21 protein-coding genes, 1 tRNA gene and 1 pseudogene are annotated in these 26967 nt (G+C 63.0%); 8 read left to right on the forward strand and 15 right to left on the reverse strand.

Annotation, left to right across the window (positions count from 1 at the left end):
* Nucleotides 1-53: 53 nt before the first annotated feature.
* Nucleotides 54-557, reverse strand: a complete 504-nt coding sequence (locus tag GEV37_RS06705) for a sorbitol dehydrogenase family protein (protein ID WP_227389462.1) — start codon at nt 555-557, stop codon at nt 54-56.
* A 256-nt stretch (nt 558-813) separates the two neighbouring features.
* On the opposite strand from GEV37_RS06705, the gene GEV37_RS06710 reads away from it, so the two are divergent.
* The 4 genes from GEV37_RS06710 (at nt 814) to GEV37_RS06725 (ending at nt 6081) form a co-directional block, all read left to right on the forward strand.
* Complete coding sequence (locus GEV37_RS06710) at nt 814-1341, forward strand: sorbitol dehydrogenase family protein (RefSeq protein WP_227389463.1); 528 nt, start codon at nt 814-816, stop codon at nt 1339-1341.
* Nucleotides 1342-1407: 66 nt separating this feature from the next.
* Entirely contained in the window at nt 1408-3030 is a 1623-nt protein-coding gene (locus tag GEV37_RS06715; protein ID WP_227389464.1) for a GMC family oxidoreductase, read from the forward strand.
* A gap of 2 nt (nt 3031-3032) precedes the next feature.
* Complete coding sequence (locus tag GEV37_RS06720) at nt 3033-4466, forward strand: c-type cytochrome (protein WP_227389465.1); 1434 nt, start codon at nt 3033-3035, stop codon at nt 4464-4466.
* A 157-nt stretch (nt 4467-4623) separates the two neighbouring features.
* Entirely contained in the window at nt 4624-6081 is a 1458-nt protein-coding gene (locus GEV37_RS06725; RefSeq protein WP_264477705.1) for a Na+/H+ antiporter family protein, read from the forward strand.
* 685 nt (nt 6082-6766) lie between these two features.
* Here the strand turns inward: GEV37_RS06725 and GEV37_RS06730 are convergent.
* From GEV37_RS06730 to GEV37_RS06770, 9 genes and pseudogenes are all read right to left on the reverse strand, one after another.
* On the reverse strand, nt 6767-8206 hold the full coding sequence (locus GEV37_RS06730; protein WP_227389466.1) for a UvrD-helicase domain-containing protein: 1440 nt from the start codon (nt 8204-8206) through the stop codon (nt 6767-6769).
* Nucleotides 8199-9956: an ATP-dependent nuclease gene (locus GEV37_RS06735; protein WP_227389467.1), complete on the reverse strand. Its 1758-nt coding sequence runs from the start codon at nt 9954-9956 to the stop codon at nt 8199-8201. The genes GEV37_RS06730 and GEV37_RS06735 overlap by 8 nt, the downstream gene beginning before the upstream one ends.
* A gap of 65 nt (nt 9957-10021) precedes the next feature.
* A complete protein-coding gene (locus GEV37_RS06740) occupies nt 10022-10504 on the reverse strand; it encodes a hypothetical protein (protein ID WP_227389468.1) in 483 nt (160 codons plus the stop codon).
* A 65-nt stretch (nt 10505-10569) separates the two neighbouring features.
* On the reverse strand, nt 10570-11526 hold the full coding sequence (locus GEV37_RS06745; protein WP_227389469.1) for a nucleotidyl transferase AbiEii/AbiGii toxin family protein: 957 nt from the start codon (nt 11524-11526) through the stop codon (nt 10570-10572).
* Nucleotides 11516-12292, reverse strand: a complete 777-nt coding sequence (locus GEV37_RS06750) for a type IV toxin-antitoxin system AbiEi family antitoxin domain-containing protein (protein WP_227389470.1) — start codon at nt 12290-12292, stop codon at nt 11516-11518. Before GEV37_RS06750 ends, GEV37_RS06745 begins: the two co-directional genes overlap by 11 nt.
* Before the next feature lie 220 nt (nt 12293-12512).
* The gene (locus tag GEV37_RS06755) at nt 12513-12869 is read right to left on the reverse strand and encodes a nucleotide pyrophosphohydrolase (protein WP_227389471.1); all 357 of its coding nucleotides are present in this window, start codon (nt 12867-12869) and stop codon (nt 12513-12515) included.
* A gap of 107 nt (nt 12870-12976) precedes the next feature.
* On the reverse strand, nt 12977-13441 hold the full coding sequence (locus GEV37_RS06760) for a S24 family peptidase (RefSeq protein WP_227389764.1): 465 nt from the start codon (nt 13439-13441) through the stop codon (nt 12977-12979).
* 120 nt (nt 13442-13561) lie between these two features.
* Nucleotides 13562-15385, reverse strand: a pseudogene (locus GEV37_RS17035) (DNA/RNA helicase domain-containing protein); the annotation flags it as partial.
* A 193-nt stretch (nt 15386-15578) separates the two neighbouring features.
* Nucleotides 15579-15655: transfer RNA gene (locus GEV37_RS06770), tRNA-Ile, on the reverse strand.
* A gap of 126 nt (nt 15656-15781) precedes the next feature.
* Between GEV37_RS06770 and GEV37_RS06775 the strand changes: the two genes are divergently transcribed.
* Nucleotides 15782-16357, forward strand: a complete 576-nt coding sequence (locus GEV37_RS06775; protein ID WP_227389472.1) for a hypothetical protein — start codon at nt 15782-15784, stop codon at nt 16355-16357.
* A 7-nt stretch (nt 16358-16364) separates the two neighbouring features.
* Here the strand turns inward: GEV37_RS06775 and GEV37_RS06780 are convergent, their stop codons facing one another.
* The 4 genes from GEV37_RS06780 to GEV37_RS06795 all read right to left on the reverse strand — a co-directional run bounded on the left by GEV37_RS06780 (nt 16365) and on the right by GEV37_RS06795 (nt 20265).
* Nucleotides 16365-17171, reverse strand: coding sequence for an ABC transporter ATP-binding protein (locus tag GEV37_RS06780; RefSeq protein WP_227389473.1), 807 nt, complete (start codon nt 17169-17171; stop codon nt 16365-16367).
* The gene (locus tag GEV37_RS06785) at nt 17168-18241 is read right to left on the reverse strand and encodes a FecCD family ABC transporter permease (protein WP_386111984.1); all 1074 of its coding nucleotides are present in this window, start codon (nt 18239-18241) and stop codon (nt 17168-17170) included. The genes GEV37_RS06780 and GEV37_RS06785 overlap by 4 nt, the downstream gene beginning before the upstream one ends.
* Before the next feature lie 84 nt (nt 18242-18325).
* Entirely contained in the window at nt 18326-19294 is a 969-nt protein-coding gene (locus GEV37_RS06790) for a FecCD family ABC transporter permease (RefSeq protein ID WP_227389766.1), read from the reverse strand.
* 56 nt (nt 19295-19350) lie between these two features.
* On the reverse strand, nt 19351-20265 hold the full coding sequence (locus GEV37_RS06795; protein ID WP_227389767.1) for an ABC transporter substrate-binding protein: 915 nt from the start codon (nt 20263-20265) through the stop codon (nt 19351-19353).
* 325 nt (nt 20266-20590) lie between these two features.
* Between GEV37_RS06795 and GEV37_RS06800 the strand changes: the two genes are divergently transcribed.
* A complete protein-coding gene (locus GEV37_RS06800; protein ID WP_227389474.1) occupies nt 20591-22801 on the forward strand; it encodes a TonB-dependent receptor domain-containing protein in 2211 nt (736 codons plus the stop codon).
* A gap of 154 nt (nt 22802-22955) precedes the next feature.
* Here GEV37_RS06800 and GEV37_RS06805 read toward each other — a convergent pair whose 3' ends face one another.
* A complete protein-coding gene (locus GEV37_RS06805) occupies nt 22956-24914 on the reverse strand; it encodes a ligand-gated channel protein (RefSeq protein WP_227389475.1) in 1959 nt (652 codons plus the stop codon).
* A 204-nt stretch (nt 24915-25118) separates the two neighbouring features.
* Here GEV37_RS06805 and GEV37_RS06810 point away from each other — a divergent pair, with 204 nt between their 5' ends.
* Complete coding sequence (locus GEV37_RS06810) at nt 25119-26021, forward strand: LysR family transcriptional regulator (protein ID WP_227389476.1); 903 nt, start codon at nt 25119-25121, stop codon at nt 26019-26021.
* Nucleotides 26022-26090: 69 nt separating this feature from the next.
* Nucleotides 26091-26966: an AEC family transporter gene (locus tag GEV37_RS06815; protein WP_227389477.1), complete on the forward strand. Its 876-nt coding sequence runs from the start codon at nt 26091-26093 to the stop codon at nt 26964-26966.
* Nucleotide 26967: the final 1 nt, after the last annotated feature.

The raw sequence follows: 26967 nt of genomic DNA on the forward strand, positions 1-26967 counted from the left end.
GACGGTCTTGGCGGCCAGGTGAGCATGGCCGCGTAGTCATGGTCGAAAGCTATTCAAGGCGCATGGCGCCAACTGCCGCAGGGGCCGTAGGAGAAGCTCGGGGGCACCAGTTTGTCGGCGACGAGCCGGTTGGCGAGGGCGTTGAGGTAGGTGACGTAGATCGCCTGCTCGCCGCTGCCCACCACGCCGGTGTACCAGCCGCCGAGCACTTGGCGCGCCGTCGTTTCCTGGTCGGTGAAGTCGTCGCCGAAGGCCAGCGGCGAGCGCTCCAGAAGCGCCGGGCGCTGGTCGAACAGCGCCTTGAGACGCGCGAGCCGCTCACCGAAGCCCTCCAGGGCGAGCGTGGAAGCCAGCACCAGGGCGCCGGCCAGGTGCTCGTCGAGCTCGTCGCGCTGGGTAAGCTTTCTCGAGATCTCCAGGAAGTCGCTCAGCTCGTCGGCGGGTGCGCCAACGGGTTCTGCCCAGGCCTCGGGCAGCGTGAGCCAGCGCCCGGCCACGCCGGTAAGCGCAAAGCCGCCGGCCAACTGAATGACGCGGCGGCGAGAGAGTGTTGCCATGTTTCGTTCCTTGCCTTCCCGGCAGCAAAGGGCCGCGTGGCGGCAGGGCAGCGTATCGTTTTCAGACACGCTATCGATCCGTGCTGATTATACCTTAGTCTAAAGACATAGCCATGACGGTGATGTATCAGAAGTCGCTTAATATTCTGCCACCCTGGCGATACAATTAGCACGCAAACAGTCGCCGGGCCGTCACCGGACCGGGGCCACGGCTATTGATCGATCGCCCGACTCCACATCATTCAAGGTAACTCGCGTGCAACACTCCTCCCCTTCTCCCGGCGTCTCTCGTCGAAAGCTCTTGCTCGGCGGCGTCAGCCTGCTTGGCTACTTCACCTTCGCAGGCCCCACGCTTGCCTGGGCACGTGAGTTTCAGGGCACCCCCTTGCACCAGCGCTTCATGGAGCTTTCCGGCCGGCTGATCAACCACCGGCTCGACGAAGGCACGGGCCTGCGCATCGCGGCCTTCGCCGCCCAGAAGTACGCGGGGCTTGCCGGCCGGGTCGAGCGCATCATCGCCATCGCCGACGAGCGTGACGCGCAGGAAGTCGAGCAGTTCTTCGATGCCATCCCCGAAGAAGATCGCGAGCTGGCCTACTGGATCATTGCCGCCTGGTACTCCGGCGCCTCGAGCGGCGCCTCCGATGCCGAGCAGTTCACTTTCGAGCACGCACTGACCTACCAGACCACGCTGGATATCGTGCCGATCCCGACCTACGCCTTTTCCGCCCCGAACGGCTGGGCCCGGGCACCTGCTCCGCTATTGCCCGTTCCGCGCTTCTGATCCACAAGAACGCATCCCAAAAGAATTCATTTCAAAAGACCCCACTTTAAAAGACCCAGACTCGCCATGACTCAACCTACTTCCGCCGACGTGGTGATCGTCGGTACCGGCGTCGTCGGCGTCGTCGTCGCCGAGCAGCTGCTCGATGCCGGCCACTCCGTACTGATGCTCGAGGCCGGCCCACGCGTGAGCCGCGCCGAAATCGTCGAGAACTACCGCAATCTGCCGCTGGGCCTCAAGGGCAGCGCCTCGTCGAGCTACCCGCCCAAGCCCTGGGCGCCGCACCCAATGCCCGGCGACGACTACCTGCAGCTCGAGGGCCCGGATGCCTACGCCCAGACCTACATCCGCTACGCCGGCGGCTCGACCTGGCACTGGGCCGGCACCAGCTGGCGCCTGACGCCGGAGGACATGCGGCTGAACTCGCTCTACGGCGTGGGTCGCGACTGGGTGTTCGACTACGATACCCTCGACCCCTACTACAACATGGCGGAGCAGAAGCTCGGCATCTGCGGGCCTTCCGATCCGGCATTGCAGTGGCCGCCGCGCCCGCGCAGCGCCCCCTACCCGATGCCGCCCCTGCCCTTCTCGCCGGGCGAGGAGAAGTTCACCCGCGTGATGAAGGAGGCGCTGGGCTACACCAACCTGCCGGTTTCCCAGGCGCGCAACAGCGGCATGCCCTTTGATGACCGCCCGGCCTGCTGCGGCAACAACAACTGCGTGCCGGTCTGCCCCATCGGCGCCAAGTACGACGCGGCCACCGCCTTGAACCGGCTGGAGGCGAAGGGCGCGGTGATCCTTTCCAACGCCGTGGCGCACCGCATCGAGACCGGCGACGGCAACCGCATCGAGGCGGTGCATTACCTCGACCCGGAACGCCAGGAGCATCGGGTGACCGGCAAGCACTTCGTGATCGCCTGCAACGCCATCGAGACGCCGAAGCTTCTGCTGATGTCGGCGGATTCGCGCAACCCAGGCGGCATCGCCAACAGCTCCGACCAGGTGGGTCGCAACATGATGGACCACCCGCAGCTGGGCCTCACCCTGACCCTCGACGAGCCCTACTGGCTGGGCCAGGGGCCGGTGGTCAACAGCGGCATCATGGAGACCTCCCAGGGCGATTTTCGCGCCGACCACGCCGGCGCTTACTTTCGCATGAACAACTTCGCGCGCAACCGCTACGAAACCTTCAACGCACTCGCCACCGGCAAGGTGGGCCGCGCGCTGGACGAGGAGATCCGCCGTCGCGTGGCCTGCACCGTCAGCATCGTCGCCGCCCACGAGATCCTGCCGGACGCCAACAACCGGCTGACCCTCTCCGCCAAGAAGGATTGGCTGGGCCTGCCCAAGCCCCACGTCTACTACGACGTGGGCGACTACACCCGCCGCTCAGCCGAAACCTACTCGATGCCCATCGCCCGGCGCATCGCCGAGGCCATGGGCGCGGTCGAGGTCAAGGAGCCCAGCGCCTTCGCCCAGAGCAAGCACCTGATGGGCAGCACCATCATGGGCGACGACCCGGCGACGTCGGTGGTGGACAGCGACTGCCGCGCCTTCGACCACCCCAACCTTTTCCTGCCCGGCGGCGGCGCGATGCCGAGCACCGCCTGCGGCAACAGCACGATCACCATGGTGGCGCTGGCGTTCAAGGCCGCCGAAGCCCTGACCGATCAGGCCCGGGGAGCATGACGATGACCAGACGCCCGTTCACCCGCCTGCTGGCCACCGCTTGCCTGGCCGCCCCGCTGCCGCTGCTGGCCGCTGCCCCCGCTGCGCTCGACAGCGACAACGAGACTCTGGCGCGCGGCGCCTACCTCGCCACCGCCTCGGATTGCACCGCCTGCCATACCGCCCCTGGCGGGCAGCCAATGGCTGGCGGACTCGAGATCGCATCGCCCCTGGGCGCCATTATTGCCACCAACATCACGCCCTCGAAAAGCCACGGCATCGGCGACTACAGCGAGGCGGACTTCGTCCGGGCACTGCGCGAGGGCATTCGCGCCGACGGCGCCAATCTCTACCCGGCGATGCCCTACACCGCCTACGGCCACCTGAGCGATGCCGACATCCACGCGCTCTACGTCTACTTCATGGAGGGCGTGGCGCCGGTGGATACGCCGACCGCCGAGACCGCGCTGCCATTTCCCATGAACCTGCGCGTGGCGATGAAGGGCTGGAACCTGCTGTTCCACGACGCCGAGCCGCTCGAGGACGACCCGGAGCGCTCCGCCGAATGGAACCGCGGGCGCTATCTGGTCGAAGGCCCCGGCCACTGCAGCAGCTGCCACACACCACGCGGCTTCTTCATGCAGGAGCGCGACGACCAAGCGCTGACCGGCGCCCAGGTCGGGCCTTGGTACGCGCCGGACATTACCCCGGACGTCGCCGCCGGGATCGGCAGCTGGCGCCACGACGAGCTGGTCACCTACCTGCGCACCGGCAAGCTTGACCAGGCCCAGGCCGCCGGCAGCATGGCGGAGGCGATCGAGCACAGCTTCCAGCACCTGACCGAGGACGACCTGGGGGCGATCGCCACCTACCTAGAGGCGCTGCCAACGGCAGAATCCAGCAGCCAGGCGCGCAGCCGCTTCGACCACGGCGAGCCCGGCGACGAGCTGGCGAGCTTTCGCGGCGACGGCTACGCGGCGGGGCTTTCCGGCGACAGCCGCGGCGCGCAGCTTTACTCCGCCAACTGCTCGAGCTGCCACCAGGCGGACGGCAGCGGCACCGACGACGGCTACTACCCGCGCCTTTACCAGAACGGCGTGCTGGGTGACGTCAACGCCACCAACCTGATCGCCACCATCCTCTACGGCGTTGATCGTGAAGTGGGCGACGAGCACGTCTTCATGCCGCCCTTCGGCGAACAGCCCAACGCCTTCAACGCGCTGAACAACGACGATGTCGCGGTGCTTGCCAACTACCTGCTGGCCCGTTTCGGCGAGACCGACGACGACGGCCACCCGATCCTCCAGGTCAGCGCTGACGAGGTGCAGGAGATCCGCGAGGGCGGCCCGCGCTCGCCGCTGATCCTGCTGGCACGCATCGGCCTGGGGGTCGGCGTGGTCGTGCTGGCGCTGCTCGGCCTCTGGCTGATTCGCCGGCGCAAGGCGCGCAGGCGCTAGCCCGAAAACCTTGCGGACCGGGCGTGGCTCGACCGGTAAAGCCTGAGCTATACCCGATGAGCCCTGAACGTAGCTTTTCACCTTCGCAATGCGTAAGGCCGCCGATCTGCTATCATCGCGCCGCCCTCGACTGCCGCGATGCTAAAAAGGAACGCGCATGGACTCATCACTATCACGCCCCTCCTCCGAGCCGGATAGGTTCCTGACCCGGCGCGTGCTGCCCACACTGGGGCTTTTCGCCCTGGTGTACGGCGCTGCGCTGGCACTCGACTACCACATCAACACCGCCGTGCTCACCATCACGCTGATGGTCACACTCTGCCTTCTGAAGATGCCGGTGGCGATCGCCCTGATCGGCGCCGCGCTTCTCGGTGCGCTGCACGGCGGGCTCTCGGTGACCGAAGCGATCGGCACGTTCAACGAGAGCCTCTTGACCGGCGCCCAGGTGGGCATGACCTACGTGATGGTCGGCGCCTTCGCGGTGGCAATCGCGCGTAGCGGGCTTCTCGACCTGCTGGCGCAGCGCATCGCCGCACGGCTGGACTGGCGCGAAGGCGCGACCAACAAGGGCGTGAAGTGGGGGCTGTTTCTGACCTTGATCGTGGCGTCACTGCTTTCCCAGAACGCCGTGCCGGTGCATATCGCCTTCATCCCCATCCTGATTCCGCCGCTTCTCGGGGTGATGAATCGCTTGAAGATCGACCGCCGCGCGGTGGCGTGCCTGCTCGGCTGCTTCATCAGCGCAAGCTATTTGCTGCTGCCCACCGGCTTCGGGGCGATCTACCTCAACGAGATCCTGCTCGCCAACGTCAACGAAGTGGGCGAAAGCCTGAACCTCGCTGTCACCGCCGACATGGTGCCCCGCGCCATGTTTTGGCCGGTGATGGGGCTGATCGCGGGGGCGGCGGTGTGCGTGTTCTACAGCTACCGCAAGCCGCGCGAGTATGAAAGCGTACCGGCCACCGAGATCGCGATGCAGGCCTCGCCCAAGCGGCCGAACCTAGTGCAGCTGGCGGCGACCGTCGCGGCGATTGGTGCGGCACTCGGTTGCCAGCTCGCCTTCGACTCGCTTCTGCTGGGTGCCCTGGTGGGCTTCGTGATTCTGGGGGCGAGCGGCGTGTTTCGCTGGCGCGAGCAGGACGACGTCTTCACCGAGGGCATGCGCATGATGGCCCAGATCGCGGTGATCATCACGCTGGCCTCGGGCTTTTCCGGAGTGCTCGGCGCCACGGACGAGATCGGCTCACTGGTCGCCGCCACTGCCGCGCTGCTCGACGGCAACATGATGCTCGGCGCCGCCCTCATGCTGATCGTCGGGCTGTTCATCACCATCGGCTTCGGCGACTCGTTTGCCAGCGTCCCGATCCTCGCGCCGATCTACATCCCGCTGGCGCTGGCACTCGGTTTCTCGCCCATGGCCACGGTAGCGCTGCTCGGCGCCTCCGCCGCCCTGGGAGACGCGGGCTCGCCGGCCTCCACCATCACCCTGGGCGCCACCGCCGGGCTCAACGCCGACGGCCAGCACGACCACATCCGCGACAGCGTGATCCCGATGTTCTTACATGCGAACCTGGGCATGCTGCTGTTTGCTTGGGGGGCGGCGATGGTGCTGTGAATCAGGAATCGAGGACTCGTTCTAAATAAACACTCACCAAGAAAGCATGAGCATGGACGAGTCGCGGATTTCTCCATGCTCGTAGAAGGGCATAGATCAGCCACGTCATTGTAGATATAGATCGCTGACTTGCTTGTTGGGAGGATAGAGCGAAGTGAAAAGAAATGGTGGGCCCAGTAGGACTTGAACCTACGACCAAGGGATTATGAGTTGGCTTTTAAAACAATAACTTACTGACAAATAAGGAAAAGCGACCGTAATCAAGCGAAAGGTACAGTTCATTGGAATCAGTAGCTTAGCGAAAATTGAGGATAACACACGAAGCTGGTATGTGTACTGATGGTGTACCTCTGGAAGGGGTTTGACTCAAGAGCTGGCTGGGATCCAATGGCTATCGAATCGGCCGTAGAGTACCTCTCTAGTTGCCGCTCTCTGTCCAGACAGCGGAGCGAATGCTCGGAACGGCCACCAGCTTACCAACTCAGGGATAATCACCTCCGGGTATATGGATCGAGATCGGGGAGGCCTACCAGAAAGATTTAGCGAATAAGGCTCGAAAGCGGCTGCCAAGATGCAATTGGAGGGCCGGTTAAGGCTCAGGCCGCGCGTGAGCCGGACATACCCGAAACGTCGCTTCCCCTTAGATTCCGCTAAATTAGCGCCTAAATCGAGAGTTCTGACAGGGTCAGCCTCCGGCCTTAAGCATGATGCGAGGACTCGCTCCGAGCACCGTCACGCTCTTACGGGCTCTCGATAACGCCACATACAGGTTGCAGGGATCACTCATCTTGGATAAATCCGCGATCACCACATGATCATATTCAAGGCCTTTGACAAGAAGAGTTCGGGAAGCGATGCGAGTGCCACCCCGACGTCCTACCTGCCGGAGCCGGTCTCGTACTTTCGCAAGGTTATCGACAGCAGGCTCGCCGTTTTCAATGGTCATCGCTATGGCCTCGCGCGTATCGTTCCATGCTTCCCAACGGTATATGCGAAGTCCCTTGGCAGCTCCAATTTCTTTGGCTGCCATTGTGAGCCCGGTATAGGTTGGATTTTGCCGTAATTCATCGAGTACTCGGAGGATAGACTCTAAGCCTGGTCGTTTGTAGTGAGTAACTCCCTGGCCCTGCTCAAGCTTCCTAAGAACGGCGGTATCAATTCCCGATAAACCTACAACACAAGCCTTCGCAAAGTCAGCAAACCACCGAGCCAATTCCGGATCTCCCTCAGGCGGTAGGCAGTCAAGCTTGGTACGCATGAAATTTCCACTAATGTCCTCCATCACCGAGTAGCTCCCACCGAGACGACTCGCATGAGTAGCGATATCGTTTGGCCATTTATCGAGCAATACGACTGATTCGTCAAAGTCTCGAAAAGAGTGTGCGACCGATGTCAATGCCCTTGGGTCCGAAGCAGAGACGTAGTTTAGGCCGGGCACTGCATGGGAGGTGAAATCAAATGTGCTACCGTCGTTGAGACTAGAGCGAATATCTAGAAGCCATTGGCCTAGGTTAATGTTGTAGCCAGACCAGCGGTGCGGCTCAATATCGAGAGCATGCTCGGGGAAGTTGGGTGCCACGTGCCCATCCCACGTAGCCATCGGTCCGGTAAAGGTGAAGATGGCCTGAAGCCGATCCCCTAGAATCACCGACTTCGGGATCGCGGCCACTAGCGCCATGATGAACTCGTGAAGTACCAGTGTGCAGTCCTGGTACTCGTCAACGAACAGATAGTCAAAGCTTAGCGAGAGGACCTCGGCAATCGCGTCGGAGCGTGCAACAGATGTAGCACCGGAAAGGTAGCCATCTGACTTTGTCCAATCAGGTACGTCACTCACCGAGATGTTGGCAATCATCGAGTAAGAGCGCACCAATGAGAATGCCCAACCTGTGATCGTGTCTACCCGAAACTTAGTGGTGGGCACGCCGAAGCGGCGCAGTCGCTTGCGAATAGCGTCCACACCCGCGTTAGTATGGGTCAGGATTAGGGTTCGCTGATTTTTTTCACCTGCAATGGCCGCCGCAGCGGCCAAGAGGTGCGTCTTTCCCGTACCAGCTGGCATCTCCACTGAGCAAGGTGCTGCATCGAGAAGCTTTTCTCCATCCGTATATAAGGCCTTATCCATCGGCTCTCTCGCCAGAAGTATCTTTGCCAGGCCCCAGCTTCTCCGAATAAACGAATGCCTTTACTTGCTCAAGGAGGGCAACAGTAGAAGCCAACTGTTTCTTGGTGTAGTTCCGCACGATCCATTCCCCAAGTGCACGTCCTCCGTCGACGTTCTTGAACCACTTACGTTTCACTGCTGCCGTCACGATCCGGTCGCGCGCGTCCTCAAGCGCAATGCCTGACAATGTCCAGTCTTCAACATCCAATGACGGTACGGGGTTCGTCGGCTCTATCGAATTTAGATCCTGGAGAACTGTATCTTCGCCACTCCGCCGCTCAACACCAAGCTTGATGAAAGAGGTCAGGCCATTGGCCTTGAGATCCGCACACGCTTGGCTTTCTGTATTGAGGCCGGGATTCCAGCGAATTACTTTTACACCCGAAGCTTCAGCAGATGCGATGCACTCATTCACACTATCGTCGTCGTTATCGAGAAACGTAGCGACGTTGAGTCCAAGACGTGACAGCGCCTCTGCTCGCGGACCAACTTCTGTGCCACCGTTGCCATCCTGGATGGCGACTCCCTCACCAGCAGAGGTAGACATACCTAACTCTGTCCGCTGTGCATCCCAAGCATCAAGGCATTCGAGTAGTAGCCCGTACTCAGTTTTGCCCTCGGCCACCACAACTCGACGAGCAAGTAGGGACGAAGGGCGCGACCGACGTAAGCGTTGCATCAGGTCACCAGCTCCACCGAGCGATGTGACAATGACGGTACCATCTTGATTCTGAACAGTTGCCAAGTTCTCGATTTGCGCCTGCTCGACGATAACAGGCGAGTGAGTCGTGACCATTATCTGAGAGTATCCATCGTCCGACAGCAGATAGTTCAGAAGGCGCACCGCACGATGAGGTTCTAGGCCTGACTCCAGTTCGTCCACCACAGCGACCGACCGGCTGCCTGCTGCAAGCTGCTGGATTGCAAGACTCGCTAGGCGTCGACTACCGAGTCCGTATCTGGTGAGTGGAATGACGTCTTCATGCAAGGCGAGTGCAGCGCCCATCGAAGAACGTGAAGTATCCAAACCTGGACGAAGATTGCCAAAGCTGCCACCACCGACTTGGTTGGCACGGTCCTGTACCTTCTCAGCCAAATCGGCTAGCGATGAACTCTCGTGGTCTGCAAGGGCTTCGCGCGCCGCACGTGATGCAGCGGCCAGCGCATCACGTTCGCTACCATCAGCAGATGAAAGGCGACCAAGTGCAGAGTTTCGACTCCAACGAAGTTGGGCATCAGTGCGATCATCTACTTTGAAGGTGGAGAATGCTCGGCGCTGAGCGGAAGTGAGGTGCTTTTCTGCCCCATCCGGCCGGATCACGGTCCAGCGTGGCTCCAAGCTCGAATCTACTGAGAGCTGTACCAAGAGCGCTGACTCGCTGCCATCCTCGGGGTCCTGAAGAGGTTCGCCACCTTGATCAACGCCGCTGAGCCAGAGCCCGAACGCAGAGTCCTTCTTCAAGGCACTTGGCAGGTCGATCAGCAGTGCCTTGATTATGATCGGGTTCTGGACGTCAACCTTGAAGAAGTCCGTGTCAGCAAACGGAATGCTCCAGCGATCACCGAGCAAGTAGTGGATGGCATCGAGGATAGTCGACTTACCGCCGTCTCCCGGACCGATGAGCGCAATCAATTTCTGATTAGTTGGAATCTTCCAGTCTAAGCACTTGATACCTCTGAAATTCTCAACCCAAAGCCTTCGAACGCGCATTTACTCTCCCCCTTTCCCCAAAAATTTTGGCGGCTCCCAACCTCCCCCCATGTCCCTAAGCATTGCTAGGACTGACTTGGCTGAGCATCTCGGTTCGACCTTCCCGCCAACAGCTTCAGAATCAAGAGCGCAAACTGCCTACCCGTCTCTTCGTCCTCCAGCAGCGGCATGCTAAGTTTCTCGTGGTCGCTGAGCGCGTCGAGTACCGCATCGGTGACTTTCTTCGGGAAGAGGCCGTGCATCACCTGGTCTTCGCTGTGTGCCTGGACCTGGGTCATCACCGCTTCATCGCGTTCGATGCGGTCAGCGATGCCGTTGGCGAAGTGCAGCTTGTCTTCGTCGTTGACCTCGGCGCCGCAGAGGTCGTTGAGCCGATCTATGATCTCGGCCAAGCGCTGCTTCTCGGGGTCATGGGGCTTGCCTGAGCCCACCTCGCTGACGGCCCCTACCTTAAGGTCGTAGCCGGCGGCTATGCCGACTTCCCAGGCATAGGCTGTTATGGCCTCGATGATGTCCCGCTGAAACAGAGCTTCCCTGCTGTTCGCCATGTCTCCCCCTGCGCCTGGCGTAATTATGCGTAACAGCCTAGCGCCTCAGGGATGTAAGGATAAGTCTACTTAGGCCGATACATCGCTGGGGGTATTAGGCGCCATCTCCGAAGGCTACCCAGCGCCTGCTCCAGGAGCGCCAGAGAATGACGGTGCTTATCGGGCTTCATCTTTTGGATATTAGCGAGCTTCCAGCGAACGGCAGGCAGTCGATCGACGCCCGTCAACGGAAACAGTGTCCAGTCAGGCGTTCCCTGCTTGAAGGACAGCAGGAAGCGAACGTCTCCATCCGTCATCAGCTGCCCCAGCCGCGACAGCAGCTCATCACGGACGCTCACCAGCACCTGCAAAGGAAGGTCAATTCTGGCCATCCCGACAAACTCCTGTCGGTAGACGTCGTCCAGCGATTTTATTCGCGGGTTGATCACTTCGTTCAAGGGCCTGGGATGCCCTAGCAGATAGACCAAGAAGCCTTCGAATACGCTTCGATCGAGGCCGCCCTGGTTCAGAAGCAGCTTCACATCGAAAAGGTCCCGGGGGTGCTGGCGATCCAGCGCGGCGCAGATCTTGCCGCCATACAGGTCCGGCAGTGACACCACCCGCACCGCAGCGAAGCCGTAATCTTCTTCCACGGCTTCCACGACATCGCGCTCCTGCGGCGGGTGCAGAGTGCCACGCAGCACCGGCGATACCTCAACCTTCACCTGGCTGCGACCTCGACGCACTAGGATCCTCAGCTCGTCTCGGCGATTATCCTGAAGCTCGGCGCGCACGCCTGGCAGCCGCGCAGTGAAGGTCCCTGTCAGTCGCTGCAGCGCCTCGCGACAGCGTCGCAGGGCCTCGTCACGGGGCTCCAGCGGCAAGTAGGCCAGGTCGATGTCGACCGAAAGGCGGGGTAATGGCTGCACGAAGAGGTTGATGGCCGTACCGCCCTTGAGGGCGAAGCACGGCTCGTCATTGAGGAAAGGCAGCAGCGAGACCAACAGCCTGACCTGTTCGTGGTAGCGAGCTTCAATCGGCATGCAGGAACGCCTCCGGCACCGTCACGTGATATTCCCTATCCAGCTTGCCACCCTGGCAGAGCTGCCGCTTGCCCTTGCCGAGGTCCAGTCGACGTGGTTCCAGACGACCGTACCAAGCATGCCCAGCATGGCGAGCCAGCACCAAGAAGGCTCGCTTGGTTCTCACCGAACGGCATCCCTCCAGCAATGCCTGCAACCGACGCGGACGCAGCGTATTGAGCCCGCCGAAGGTATCCACCAGCTCGCTGCCGAACAGCAGCGCATTCGGCGTCACGGCGATCCACTCCAGGACCGCTCGCTCTGGGGTCGATACCTGCAAGCTGAAGGCCCTGCCATCCGGCGCGTAGTCCGTGAAGCTGTCGGGAAGCTGTACCGGCAGGCCCTTTTCAGAGTGGAGCACCATCCGTCCTGCCCACTCGGCATCACTTAACCACCGGGGCAGCCGAACGGCCTCCTTGCCATATAGGTGCGTTGTGCGCTCCCCCATGGGCAGATAGTGGGCAAAGCCATGCAGTGCCAGGGCCGTCTGGCCACCCGGCCAAAGCAGTGGTAAGCCCGTGTCGTCGCTCGTCTGCAGGGCGAAGACAGCGCTCTCCCAGGTAAGAGGCTCCCCCGCTTGGCAGTAGGCGCCGTGCCCCACGCGCTGCAGCCAGCCACTGCTGGCCAGCTTACGCGCCTGATCCGAGGTAACGCCGTGTGACGCCAGCCAGGCTGTCGTCACCACAGCGCCATACGGGATCTTATGCAGCAGCTGGTTTATTTTCACGTCAAAAAGCGGCCTTAAATTCCGACTTCAGCGTAAAGAATAAACCACAATGGTTTATCTTCAAGCGCAAAATCGCCACTCATGGCCGCTTTTAGAGCATAATTTAAACCTAAAGCTGAGTCCCCGGCCCTGCCTGAGTTCACATTTAGCGGGAAGAAGCTTGAGGTCAGAAGCCAGACGGAGAAGGCCGCTGCAGGGGACAGCGTGGCCACACATCACGTCAATCCTGATAGTGCGTGTACTTTTTTGCGCTTCCCTTCACTTGGTCGGCGGAGTATTTCTCCCCATTCTTCTCCATCTTCGACCGGCAAGCCGCTTCGATATCCACATCCAGCTTGCCTGCCAGCCGGATCAGGTAGAGCTGAACATCGGCAATTTCGTCTCGCACGGCGGCCAGTTGCTGCTCATCCAGCTCCCTGGACTGCGCCTCGGTCAGCCACTGGAAGCACTCCTGCAGCTCGGCGGCTTCCACCGTCAGCGCCATGGCCAGGTTCTTGGGCGAGTGGAACTGATCCCAGTCTCGCTCGGTGGCGAACTGGTCCATGGCGTCGCGAAGCTGCTTGAACGGGTCTGACATCTTGGGTTCACCTGGTTCTGTGGTATCGGATAGCGGTGAGCATGCCTGCTCTGCCGCTCGCTATCTAGCCTACATCGGCATAGGCGGCTATCCGGCCGCCTGCTTGCTCACAGCACGGAGAGGAATTCGCCGATGACCTTCAGATCCTCGAGCTCGTCTTCGAGCACGATGTCCTTGTAACCGAAGGCGTTGGTCTGGGGCTTCAGCACGATGCGCTGGTTTACAAACTCGCCGTACTCCTCGATCTTCTCGCTCTGGTACAGCTTTACCGTGAAGCTGCCACCGTGGTCCGGGTCCTCGATGGCGCGATGCTGCACCACGACGATCTTGCCCTGCCTCGTCCCGCCAGGGTTGGCACGGAACAGGCACCAAGCGCCATTGGGGATACGCCGGTTCATCGACTCCCCCACCACCCGGCTGACGAACAGGTCAGGGCTTGCGCGCATGAAGTCCGGTAGTTCCATCCAGTGCTCGGCGTCGGCGATCTGCATCTCGCTGAACTCACCGGCGGCGATGCTCAAATCGTACACGGGCACATGGCGCTCGAACGGCACTGCCTCGTCACGCGTCACAATGGGAAGATGCAAGCCATCCAGCGTCTCAGCTTCCTCAGACGCGTCCAGTCGTTCGGTCGCTGCCTGCGAACGAGCAAAGGCCGCGAAGTACTCGCGGGTCTCGGGGTCCGTGGCATAGACGTAACAACCCTTCTGGCCCCGTGTCATCAGCGTGCGATAGGTGTTCTTGATGATCTGGTCGGCCAGGGCACGGGCATGCTCAGGCTATTCCTTGAGCATCTTCTTGTAGCCATTCACAGAACGGTCCTGCCCTGCGCGCTCGCGTGCGTCGGTCACCACGCGTCCGTCACGAATCACGAAGTCATCTCCGATGATGACACCGACGTAGTCGAACTCGAGCCCTTGGCAGGTGTGGATACAGCCGACCTGCTCGACGGAGGTATCGGCAATGGCCCACAGCATGCCGTCGTCATCGAGATTCCACTGAGCGGCAAAGCCATGCTCGGGAAAGACGATATCCATGGCGTGCTTGTCTTTCTTGCTCGCCCAGGGCCAGCAGTAGCCCGCGACCATCCGGGCCTTGTTGGCCTTGCGATTCTTGTCGAGGATGGCCGCTTTCAACGCGCTTGGGTCATCGAATACCTGAAAGTCGTAATCGATACCTTCCAGATCCGTATTGGCCGTCGTGCGAACCTGAAGCGCATGGTCGAGCCAGGCAAGATAGCCATCGGAGCCATTACAGCGAAATTGTGAAGACAGTTCCAACTCCTGAATCTCGGCACCGGACTCGTGCGCTCGACGCTTGATCTCCTCGACCGTGCCTACATCCTTGAGAGTCACCCGCTGCGCTTCGTCAATGAAGAACACCGAGAGTCTCGACGCCGCGATGATCTCATTGATCTGGCTTTCGCCCAGATTCTGATACATACCTGACTTCTCGTTAAGGCGGTGTGCCTCGTCGATGATCAGGGCGTGAAAGGTGTCTGTCTGCGTATCGACATAGCTGCCGGAACCTTTGAACAGATTATCGATATGCGTTTTCTTGCGAGTACCGGTCAGGCGTTTCTTGAAAACTTCGCGCGGAGCAGAGTTACGTGACACGTACTGCGTCATCATTTCTCGATTGGTCAGCTCCACTAACAGATTAATCGCCACGACCGACTTCCCGGTGCCTGGCCCACCCTTGACGATCAGGCACTGCTTCTTGCCATTCGCGGCGCGATGCGCCAGATCGATCGCCGTTTCGTAAACCAGCTTCTGGTCATCGATCATCAGGAATTCGCTGTTGCCCGCCATCATCGAGGCCAGCGCGTCGGCCAGGTTCTTGCTCGGCTTTATGACGCCATGCTCGATGCGATACATGATGTCGTCGCTGTCACCATACTTGATGTGCTGACTCAAAAACCGAGCGAGTCGCTTGGCATCTTTCGATATGAAGACGGGCGCACGATGGGTGTGATGCTCGTAGAAAGGATCGTTGATGGCGCCCGATTGCTTCATGTTGTGAAGGTAGGCACAGGGCACCAGCCCGATGGATTCAGAGCGTACCGTTTCGTTGTAGTCCTCTATCAACGCCGCGTAGGACCACGCTTGGTAGGACGGGTGGTTGGTTTCACGAACGCCGCCCCCCAAACGAGTACGCACGATGGCATCTTTATTGGTCACCTCGACGGATTCCCACTGCTTGAGCTCCACGATGACCGCCGCATCGCTGCGCTGGTGATTCTTGCCGGTCAGGATGAAGTCCACTCGCCGATTGGTAAGCGGGATGTTGTACTCGATGGCAACACCCGCCGAGGCCGGTATATCGTCATCCAGCAGCGCCGACATCATGAAGCGCAGCGAGTGCTCCCAGGACTGCACCTCGCTACGCGGCGAATTACGGTTGAGCCTGCGAAAGACTTCCGTTTCGATAATGTCACTGATGGCGTTTTCGCGCACGGCATCGATGAACTGCTGCTTGGTGGATGTGTAGACCAGCATTGACCGGAAAGCCCCCATGAATTCTGGAAGAGAATGCGCGAAGGATTTTATTAGATGGTAGGCGCATCAGTAATTTCAAAAGGATAACGCGATGCAGGCTAATGCAATAGATGGGCAAGTAAGCAATGAACAGGTAAAGCGGAGTGGGGAGGCAAATACCAAGGGACTCATAATCCCCTGCTTTGAAGAAGCATATAACATAGAGCAGAAATGGTGGGCCCAGTAGGACTTGAACCTACGACCAAGGGATTATGAGTCCCCTGCTCTAACCAACTGAGCTATAGGCCCGAAAAGCGTGCGTATGATAGCGAAAGTGCGTCGGCGAGGCTACCCCTGGCGGCGCCATGTTGCGCGCCGGCGGCACTTTTTCCCGTTGCCACGGTCTGCAGGTGAACCCTTTGGCGGAGACGCTTTGTGAAACGATTGCTTGCCCCCCTGGCGCTGCTGTTTGCCCTGCCGGTTCATGCAGATTGGCAGCTCGACCCTGGCCGTTCGAACGTCCAGGCCACCCTCACCCAGCTGGGCGGCGCCAGCCCCCAGACCCATCATCATCAGGTGAACAATCTGCAGGGCAGCATCTCGCCGGAGGGCACGCTGCGCCTGCCCTTGAAGCTCTCCCAGACGGATCTGTTGAGCCGCCTGGGGGAGCTGCCGCCTTGGGCGACGCTCTTGACCAACACCACTCTGGTCACGCTGGTGGCGCAGATGTCGCCGTCGAAGCTCGATGGGCTGGATATCGGCGACTCCTTCGTCGAGCCGCTCACCTTTCGCGTGCAGGCAGAGGGGCTGAATCGGGAAGAGACGGTGCCGCTACGCTTCACCCGCGAAGGGCTCAACGAGGTGCGGGTCACCCACGCCGAGCCCATGGTGATGGATGGCCAGGCATTGATGGCCAACCCTACCGTGCGCACGGTGATGTCGCTGCTGGGCTACCAGCAGATCGGAAACGAGGTGCCGGTCACGCTCGATGCGCGGCTGGTGAACCAGTAGCCGCGCCTCAGGCGGTGGCGGCGCGGCGCACGTTGGCGATCAAGGGGCTGCCCGTGGCCGGGTCGGTGAGCAGCGTGCATTCCACCTGGTAGAGCGTCTTGACCAGCGCTGGCGTGACCACCGTGGCGGGTTTGCCCTCGGCGACGATGCGCCCTCCGTTCATCGCGATGAGGTGATCCGCGTAGCGGCAGGCGCTGGCCAGGTCGTGCAGCACCATCACCACCGTGCGGCCTTCCGCTGCGAGTTTGCGCACCAGTTCAAACACTTCGATCTGATGGCCCAGGTCCAGCGCCGAGGTCGGTTCGTCGAGCAGCAATAGCGGCGTTTGCTGGGCGATGGTCATGGCGATCCAGGCGCGCTGACGTTGGCCGCCAGAGAGCGCATCCAGCGGACGCTCGGCCAGTTCCTCGAGCCCTGCAGCTTCAAGGGCGTACTGCACCACCGCTTGATCCTCCGCTGACCACTGGCGCAGCCACCCCTGGTGGGGCTGGCGGCCGAAGCGAATCAGCTCGGTCACGGTCAGCCCTTCCGGCGCCGTGGCCTCCTGGGGCAGCAGCGCGAGCTGCCTGGCCAGCTCCTTGGCAGGCAGGCCTTGCACATCGGCACCGTCGAGCAGCACCGCGCCGCTGTCGGGCTTGTGCAGCCGGGCCAGGCCCGAGAGCAGCGTGGACTTGCCGCAGCCATTGGGGCCGACGATGGCGGTCACCTGGCCTTGGGGCAGGTCGAGATCCAGCGCGTCGATCACCCGGCGCGGGCCGTAGCTCATGGCGAGGGTGCGGGTCGAAAGCGTGGGCGCGGCGGTCGTGTCGGTCATGGGCGGCTCCGTTGCGGGCGCATCAGTATCCATAAAAGCCAGGGGCCGCCTACCACGGCGGTAACGATGCCCACCGGAATCTCGATCGGTGCGAGCAGCGTGCGCCCGGCCAGGTCTGCCAGCAGCATTACCAAAGCGCCCGCCAGGGTCGCGGCCAGTACCGGCACGTGGCGGGCGCTGGAGAGCGAGCGGGCGATTTCCGGGCCGATCAGCGCCACCATGCCCACCGGCCCTGCCACTGCTACCGCAAGACCTGTGAGCACCACGGAAAGCGCGAGCACCTGCAGCCGGCAGGCGCGCACCTTTACCCCGAGCCCGCAGGCCACCGCATCCTTGAAGCGCAGAAGCGAGAGCGAGCGCGCCAGCACCAGGGCCAGAACGAGCCCCACTGCCAGCCCCATGCCCAGAAGCCATACCGCACTACCGGAGCGGGCGTTGAGCGTGCCCACGGTCCAGGGGTAGGCGGCGTTGGCGGTATCGATGGGAACGCGGGCGAGAATGAACTGGGTGAGCGCGCCGAACACCGCCCCTACCCCGATGCCGGCGACGATGAACCGATACCCTTGGGTGCCGCTGCCGGCGGAAAGCCCGAAGGTGATCGCGGCGGCGGTGGTGGCACCGGCCAGCGCCATGGCCGGGGGCGCGATGGAAAACCCCATGCCCAGAATGGAGGCCACCGCAAAGGCCGTGGCGCCGTTGTCGATGCCGATGATGCCGGGCGTCGCCAGTCGGTTGCGCGCCAGGGTCTGCATCAATACACCCGCCAGGGCAAAGGCCGCGCCGGTGAAGCAGGCCGCCGCCAGGCGCGGCAGGCGAAGTTCCTGGACCATGAAGGTGGTCATCATGTCGCCGCGCCCAGTGAGTGCGGCGATCACCTCGCCGGGCGACACCGGCACGCTGCCCAGGCTCAGGTAGAGCACGCCGACCACGGCAATGGCCAGGGCCAGGGCCGCGTTGACCGCCACGGCGCGGCGCTCGACGAGCACACTGCGGGGGTTGCCGCGCGAGTGCCAGGCCAGGTGCCAGTAGCCCGGCGGGGTAAGCCCAGGCATGGCCTTGCGCTCAGCCATGCGGCGCTGCTGCCGGGGGGAGAAGCTCTCGAGGTAGCCGGGGGCGGAGGTTGTCTTGGTTGCCATAGTCGGTCATTGAGTGAGTTAGAGCATGGGCAGGCGCCGGGCGCGAACCACCGCGATCAATACCGGCGCCCCGCACAGCGCCGTGAGCACGCCAAGCGGCAGTTCCGAAGGCGCGACCACCACCCGCGAGACGATGTCGGCGCCGAGCACGATCAAAGGGCCGATCGGCAGGCAGAACCACAGCGTGCGGCGAATGTCCGGCCCGGTGAGCGCCCGGGCGACGAAGGGCACCACCAGGCCGACGAAGGCGATAGGCCCGGCCATCGCCGTGGCCGCCCCCACCAGCAGCGCCACGCAGCCGATCACGATCCAGCGGATCAGCCCCGGGCGGTGGCCAAGCCCGGAGGCGGCGCGCTCGCCCAGCGCCAGCGCGGCCAGAGGTCGGGCGGTAAGCGCCACCGCCACGAGGGCGACGAGCAGGCTCGGCAGCACGCTGACCAGATCCTCCAGGCGCCGCCCGGCAAGGCTTCCCACTACCCAGAAGCGGATCTCGTCCGCGGCGCGCTGGTCATACAGCAGAATGAGCGCGGTGAGCGAGCCCAGAAGCCCGGAGAACGCCGCGCCGGCCAGCACCAGGCGCACCGGGTCGTGGCCCACGCCGCGAAAGCGTGCCACGCCCAGTACGCAGATGCAGCCGACCAGAGCGCCCAGCTGGGCCACCGAGATGCGCAGGGTCGCGGCGCTTGCACCGAGCACCAGCGCCAGGGCCACGGCAAAGGCGGCGCCGGCGCTTACCCCCAGAAGCCCGGGCTCCGCCAAGGGGTTGCGCGATACCGCTTGCAACAGCGCCCCGGCCACGCCCAGCGCCATGCCGACCACCAGGCCGATCAGGGTGCGCGGCATGCGCAGCTCCCACACCACGAAGTGCGCTTCGCTGTCCACGGCGCCCTGGAAGAGCGCCATCACCCGCCCGGGGCCGACGCTGCCCGCCCCGATCAGCAGGCTGACGACGCTCACCGCCACGAGGGCGGTGAGGAGGTAAAGCATCAAGCGTCGGGGCGACTGGCGTTCCAGCGCCCCGCGCAACGATCCCGCCATGCCGGTCACGGCAGTAGCGCGTTTTCGATGTCGTCGAGAATGGCCTGGGCGGCGAGCGGGCCGCTGGCGCTGCTCCAGAGCTGGCCATTGACTGGCACCACGTGGTCGTTCTGCACCACGTTCAGGCGGGTGAAGGCCGCGCTCTGGCGAGCGGCGTCGAGGGCGGCTTCGCCATCCTCGTTGAGGGTGGCCAGAAACAGCCAGTCGCCGTCGATCATCGACAGGTTCTCGAGGCTCAGCGCGTCGCTATGGGCGCTGCCTTCCTTGATCAGGCCGGCATCGCTGACCTCGAGACCCACGCGCTCGAGCAGCCCGGTGGCGATCAGCTCCTTGGACATCACCATCGGGCCGCCGGGCATCCAGCGCACCACGAAGGCGCTCTGGCCGGGATGGGCCTGCTCGATTTGCTCGGCGAGCGTGGCGATGCGCGTCTCGACGGCGTCGATCGCCTCCTCGATCGCCTCCTCGCAGTCGAGGGCTTCGCCGAACAGGCGCGCCTCGGCCTCCCAGTTGTCCGCCGCCAGGTCCTGACCCGGCGGCACCACGGTGGGGGCAATGCGGGAAAGCAGCTGGTACTGCTCCTCGGGAAGCTGGGGGCCGGTGAGAATCAGGTCCGGCTGCTGGGCGAGCACCGCTTCGATATTGATTTCACGCACCACACCCACCATGGCCGGGCGCTCGTCGTCGAAGTAGGCGGTGATGTAGTCGGCAACGTCGGTACCGCCCCGGGTGCTGACCGCTCCCAGCGGCACGATGCCGGCGGCCATCGAGGCGTCCAGTGCTCCTTCATAGAGCGTCACCACCCTCTCGGGGGTGCCCTCCACTTCCACGTTCCCAAAGGCGGTGTCCAAAGTGCGCGCCTGGGCCTGGCCCATCATCAAGGCCCCCATCAGCGCGCCTGCCGCACTCCACTGCCCCATCTTGGCGAATACCGTACTGCGAGCGTTGCCTGACATTGCCACTCTCCCTTTTTTGATACGCCAATGCTAACGATTCTCAAAAACAGTTGCATCATGTTTAGCCTTCCTGCCCCGTTCTTCACCCCCTTCCCAAGGCACCTGTCATACCGCCAGCGCCCGGTACCAACGGCCTGAATGGCAGCGTTTCGTTTTCTGCAACGGTATGTTCCGCCGTTATCCACTCCCCCATGCGAACCATTGCTTTTAGAATCAAAATCCCATTTGATAATAAATATCATTAACAATCTAACCAACGATCGATTTCATTACCAGCAAGGGATACGCAATGCCTCGTTTCACTCGCAGTACCATTGCCAGCGCCGTCGCGCTCGCGGCTGTCGCCGGCACCGCCCAGGCCCAGCAAAGCACCCAGCTCGACAACATGGTGGTCACCGCTGCGGGCTACGAGCAGACGTTGAACAGCGCCCCGGCGAGCATCTCGGTGGTGACCCGCGAAGAGCTCGAGCAAAAGCAGTTCTCCAACATCGCCGAGGCGATCGCTGACGTCCCCGGCGTCGATATCCGCGCCGGCACCGGCAAGACCGGCGGCTACAACATCTCGATTCGTGGCATGCCCAGTGCCTATACCTTGATCCTGATCGACGGCCGCCGCCAGAACGCCTCTGGTGACGTCACCCCCAATGGCTTCGGCGAGACAGCCACCAGTTTCATGCCACCGCTTTCGGCCATCGAGCGTATCGAGGTGATTCGCGGACCGATGTCGACCCTTTACGGCTCGGACGCTATGGGCGGGGTGATCAACATCATCACCCGCCGGGTGAGCGACGAATGGGCGGGGTCGATCACGGTCGAGAACACTTTCCAGGAGGATCGCGACGCCGGTAACAGCTCGGCGCTGAATCTCTACACCGCCGGTCCGCTGGTGGAAGATACTCTGGGCCTGCAACTGCGCGGGCGGGTGTTCGACCGCGACAGTTCCGAGCGTCTAGTCGAGGAGAGCGTTGGCCGCGACCCGCGCCCGTCCGAGGCACGCATCTACTCGATCGGCGGGCGCTTGAGCCTCACCCCGGACGATACCCACGAGTTCTGGCTCGATGCCGAGCGCTCGCGCCAGGTCTACGACAACAGCGACTGCCGCCTGGGCAGCCTTGACGGCCTGCGCCGCAACGACTGCGCCACCCCCGCGCCGACCCAGTTCTTCGGCTACGAGGACGAGCTGCGTTTCAACCGCGACCAGATCGCCCTCGGCCACTCGGCGCGGCTTTCCGCCGGCACCTGGGACTCGAGCCTCACACGCAACTTCACCGAGTCGCTCGGCCGCACCCTGCCCGCCGGCAACGCGCCGGAATACGGCTACGTCGCCCAGGGGGGCGAGCCGCGCCTGCTGGAAAACCGCGACGTGGTGTTCGACACCAAGTTCGTCGCCCCGCTCGATACGCACATGCTGACCGTGGGCGGCCAGTACATCGACGCCCGGCTCAGGGACGGCACCGCCGGTAACGAAGAGTTCAACCAGTCGAGCTGGGCGCTGTTCGTCGAGGACGAGTGGTTCTTGAATGACGAACTGGCGCTGACCCTGGGCGGGCGTTACGAGAACCACGATGCCTTCGGCGGCCACTTCAGCCCGCGCGGCTATCTGGTCTGGAACACCACCGACGAGTGGACATTGAAAGGCGGCATCAGTCAGGGCTACAAGACGCCGACGTTGAACCAGCTCCACGACGGCATAAACGGCTTCGGCAACCAGGGGCTTTCCGCGAGCCTGGGCTCGCCGAACCTCAAGCCCGAGAAGAGCACCAACTACGAGGTGGGCGCGATCTACGACAACCTCGACGGCTTCTCCGCCGGGGCCACGGTGTTCTTCACCCAGTTCCGCGACCGCATCGCCAATGGCGACGACCTGCCCAACTGCCAGTTCACCGACAGCAGCGGCAACCAGCCCTTCGCGGACGCCGCGAACTGCCTGAGCGTGGGCAGCTTCACCACTCAGGAGAGCTTCAACCAGCAGATCAACGTCGACCGCGCCGAGACCCGCGGCGTCGAGCTGACTTCGAGCTACCAGTTCGCCCCGGACTGGACCATCGGTGGCGGCTATACCTTCACCGACACCGAAGTGACCTCCGGCGACAACGCAGGCCAGCGGCTGACCAACGCGCCCAGGCACAAGCTCACGGCGAATCTCTCCTGGGCGATCAACGAGCGCTGGAGCACCACGCTCGAGGGCGAGTACTACTCCTCTCGCGAACGCTTTACCGGTGATGTCACCGGAAGTGACGCCGCGCTGGTCGAGCAGGTGGGCAACAAGCTCGACGGCTATGAGCTGTTCAACCTGCGCTCCTCCTATCGCTTCTCGGACAACGTGCGCCTGACCGGCTCCGTCTACAACCTGTTCGACAAGGACTTCTCCGCCTACGACACCTATGGCTTCGACGGCGATACCTACGTTGCCTACCGCTACACCCAGACCGGCCGCGCCACCGACGGCGTCGCCCTCGACGGACGCAGCTACTGGCTCTCGGCCACCTACGAGTTCTAGACGCGGTCGTTCTTGACCCGATCCAATGCGCGCCCCTGGCGCTTGCTGATTCAGCCCCGGCTTCGCCCGGGGCTTTTTTGTGCGCGTGTGCGACAGCCAAAAAAAGACCCCAAAAAAACGGCCCCGCGAGGGGCCGTCCTGCCTGCGGGGCGAATCAGAAGTCGACGTTCAGGCCGAGCCAGAGACGACGGCCATCCTCGACGTAGCCGTACTCGTCGTAGGTGACGTCCTCGTCGAACAGGTTGTAGATGCCCGCGCTGACCGTGGTGGTGTCGTTGAGCGCGTAGCCCAGCCCCGTATCGACGAAAGTATAGGACGGGGCGATCAGCGAGCCGCTGGAGCGCCCGCCGGTGGGCTGGCTCTCCTCGCCGCGGTAGGTTACCCGGGTCCACTGGCTGAGCTGACTGTCGATCTGCCAGTCAAGCGTCGCCGACACCTGGTGCTTGGGCAGTTGGGTCAGGGGGTTGCCCTTGTACTCGCCGCTTTTCTGCTCGGAGTCGGTGTAGGTGTAGCTGGCCGACAGCGCCAGCGCATCGCTCAGGGGAGCCGCAAGGCTCGCCTCCACCCCTTGAGTGACGGCTTCGTCGATGTTGACGCGGTAGGTCGGGTCGCTGCCGAAGTCGTTGGGGCCGTCGGGGCAGGTGGCGATCGGGCAGGCGATCCGTGAGATCTTGTCGTCGAAATCGTTGTGGAACACGGTCAGGCTGCCGTTGAGGCCGGTGTCATTGCCGTAAAGAAGACCGATTTCCTTATTGAGCGAGGTTTCCGGCTGAAGGTTCGGGTTGCCGTAGATATTGCCACCGCGGCTGACCTGCCCCCAGCCGGGCGTGATCTCTCGCAGCGCCGGCGCACGAAAGCCGGTCGAGACGCCGCCTTTCAGCGTCCACTCCGGGGTCATGTTCCACACGCTGTAGAGCCTGGGGCTCACGTGGCTGCCGAACTCCTCGTCCTTGTCCAGCCGCACGCCGCCGGTCACGGCGAAGGTCGGCGTCAGCATCCACTCGTCCTCGACGAACAGCGCCCAGCGGTCCTGGTCGATGTGATCGATATCCGAAATCTGGTTGGTGGTAGCGTCGTCCAGCGCCTCTTTCTCGTAGCTCGCCCCGACGGTCAGCATGTGCATGCCCAGCGGCAGCACCGCGCTGGTCTTGGCCGTGGTGTTGGTGATTTCGATCTCGCGGGAGCGGTTCTCGCTGCTCTCGCGCTGGATGAAGGTTTCCGTGGTGCCCCAGCCGAAGCTGCCACTGTGGGTCAGCGCGACGTGCTCGTTGGTGTACTCGCCGAAGCTGTCGGTGCACTCGCCACGGCAGCCCTCGGCCTGGGCCGAGCGCCCGACCCGGGAGCGGCGATCCTGCTCGGTAATACCGGCTTCGAGGCTGAAATCGTGGTTATCACCGGCGTCGAGGCTGAGCCTTGCGGTCAAGCTCTGCAGGTTTTTCTCTTCGTAACCGTTGACGATGTCGTCCTCGTCGCGCTGGGAGGCGCGGCCGTACACCTCGAGGCCGACGATGCCTTCCACCAGCGGGCCGCCGGCGTAGAAGTTGGCCTGGCGGCTATCGCCGGCGTCGCTGTCCTGCTGCAGGGTGGTGTCGAGCTGGACGTTGCCGTGCCAGGCCTCAGAAACGGTGCGGGTGATCACGTTGATCACCCCGCCGATGGCATCGGAGCCGTAAAGCGTCGACATCGGCCCGCGAATGACCTCGATACGCTCGATCGACTGCAGCGGCGGCAGCCAGTCCTGCTCGAAGCCGGCGCTGCCGTTGGGCCGCGTCTGGCGGCTGCGCTGCGGGCGACCGTCGACCAGAATCAGGGTGTACTCCGCAGGCATGCCGCGAATCGAGATGTCGTTGCCATTGTCGCCGGAGCCGCCGCCGGTGATGATCACACCGGGCACGTCACGCAGCGCGTCGGTGACGTCCTGGTAGCGGCCGCGCTCGATCTGTTCGCGACTGAGCACGCTGATGGAGGCCGGCGCATTCGTGACCTGCTGTTCGAACCCCGCGGCGGTGACCACGATGTCACCGAGAGACGTGTTTCCGAGCGCCGAGATCGGCGCGGTGGACAAGGCGGAGATGGCGCTTGCCAGCAGGGTCTTGCGCAATGGGATAGACATGATGATGCGGTTCCTGTGATGATCCGGTTGAAATTGAGTGTGCGACTTATTATCAAATGATAATTATTAGCATTTAAGGATCGCATACTTTCTTTGCTCATCGGTGAAACGACGGGTTCCGCTAAACGCAACACAAATCGCTCTTATTTTCATTTGGCCGGACGGCTGGCACAATGACGCCTCTTATTGCTTGCGGGCCACCTCATGTTTGATTTCGACGAACTGGCCGCCTTTTCGAGCGTGATGGCCACCGGCAGCGTGACGCAAAGCGCCCGGCGCATGGGCCTTGCCAAGTCCACCCTTAGTCGGCGCATCAGCCAGCTGGAGGCGCGCCTGAACCAGCCCCTGCTGCGGCGCCAGTCGAACCGCCTGATCCCTACCGAAGCGGGCCTGTTGTTCCACCAGTACTGCGAGGAACTTCTGAGCCTGGCAAACCAGAGCCGCGAGGCACTGGCGGAGCTTCGCGAGGAGATCAGCGGCCAGCTCACCCTCGAGGTGCACGGCGCCCTGGCCCGGGCCTGGGCGGCCCAGGTGGTGGAGGCGTTCCTTGCCCGCCATCCGCGCGTCGAGCTGACCCTGCGCACCCAGGAAACGCCGCCCAGCCGACTGGATAGCCACAGTGTCCATGTATGGCTTGGCGCGTTCGAGGGAAGCACCCTCAACCAGGAACCGCTTGGCGAGCTCGAGCGAGGACTCTACGCCAACCCCCGCTACCTGGCGCGGGCACCGGCACTGGAGCGCCCGGGCGACCTGCATCGCCACGCCTGGATCGACCTGCTGGACAGCGCCGCAAGCGGCGTAGCCCTCACCCACGCCCAGGCGCCGGAGGTGCTGTTCACCCCGCCTCGCTCGCGGCTGCGGGTCGACCAGACCCTGCTGCATCTCGACGCTATCGCCTCCGGCCAGGGCATCGGACTTCTGCCCCATTGGCTGGTGGCGCGGCGCGAGGCACACCACCCGGGCGATCTCGTTCACTGCCTGCCCGGCTGGGCGCCGGCGCCGCTGCCGGTGTCGCTGCTCTACCCGTTCGGGCGCCAGCCGCGGCGCATAGGGGCGCTGCTGGCCTTCCTGCGCGAGCAAGCGCCACGCGCGTGGCAGGCCCGGTGACGCGACCCGGCTTGCCAGCCGGCCGCTGGATTGCCGACAATAGCCGCGTACGCTCGCCAAGGAAGTTTCATGCTCGTTGAATTGTTCGCCGTGATGGCGCCGGTGCTGGCTGGCGCCGGGCTCGGTTTCGTCTGGGTTCGCCGAGGCCACCCCTACCCGATCGAGTTCGTGACCCGGCTGGTCTTCAATATCGGCACGCCGTCGCTGGTACTGGCCTCGCTCGCTGGCGCCTCCATCGATGCCCACACCTTCGGGCGGACCATGCTGGCCACGGCCCTGGTGATCAGCCTGATGGGCGTGGCCGCCTTTGCCATGGCAAGGCTCTTGCGCCGCGACTGGCGGGTGATCCTCGCGCCAATGATGTACCCCAATACCGGCAACATGGGCCTGCCGGTGGTGCTCTACGCCTTCGGCAGCGCCGGCTTTGCCTACGGCATCACCGTGATGGTCACCGTGTCGCTTTTCCAGTTCACCATCGGCGCCATGCTCTCGAGCCAGGGCAACCCGCTCAAGACGCTGGTCAAGACACCGACGGTCTACGCCATCCTGATCAGCATGACGCTGCTGTTGACCGATACCGCCCTGCCCGCCTGGATCGCCAACACGGTGGACCTGATGTCCGGCTTCACGGTGCCCTTGATGCTGATCACCCTCGGGGTGTCGCTTGCCAGCATCCAGGTGAAGAGCCTGCGCTCGGGGCTCGGCTTCACGCTGCTGCGCATTCCCCTGGCCGCCGGCACGGCCTGGGTCGTGGCCGGGTTGCTGGGGCTGCCGCCGCTGGCCCAGAGCATCCTGGTGGTGCAGATGTGCATGCCGGTGGCAGTGTTCAACTACCTGTTCGCCCAACGTGCCCAGCGCGAGCCTGCCTACGTGGCGAGCCTGGTGTTCTGCTCGACGCTGCTGGCACTTTTCTACCTGCCGGCGCTGCTTGCGTTGATGATGTAGC

It is taken from the genome of Vreelandella malpeensis (assembly GCF_020622355.1).
Classification (GTDB): domain Bacteria; phylum Pseudomonadota; class Gammaproteobacteria; order Pseudomonadales; family Halomonadaceae; genus Vreelandella; species Vreelandella malpeensis.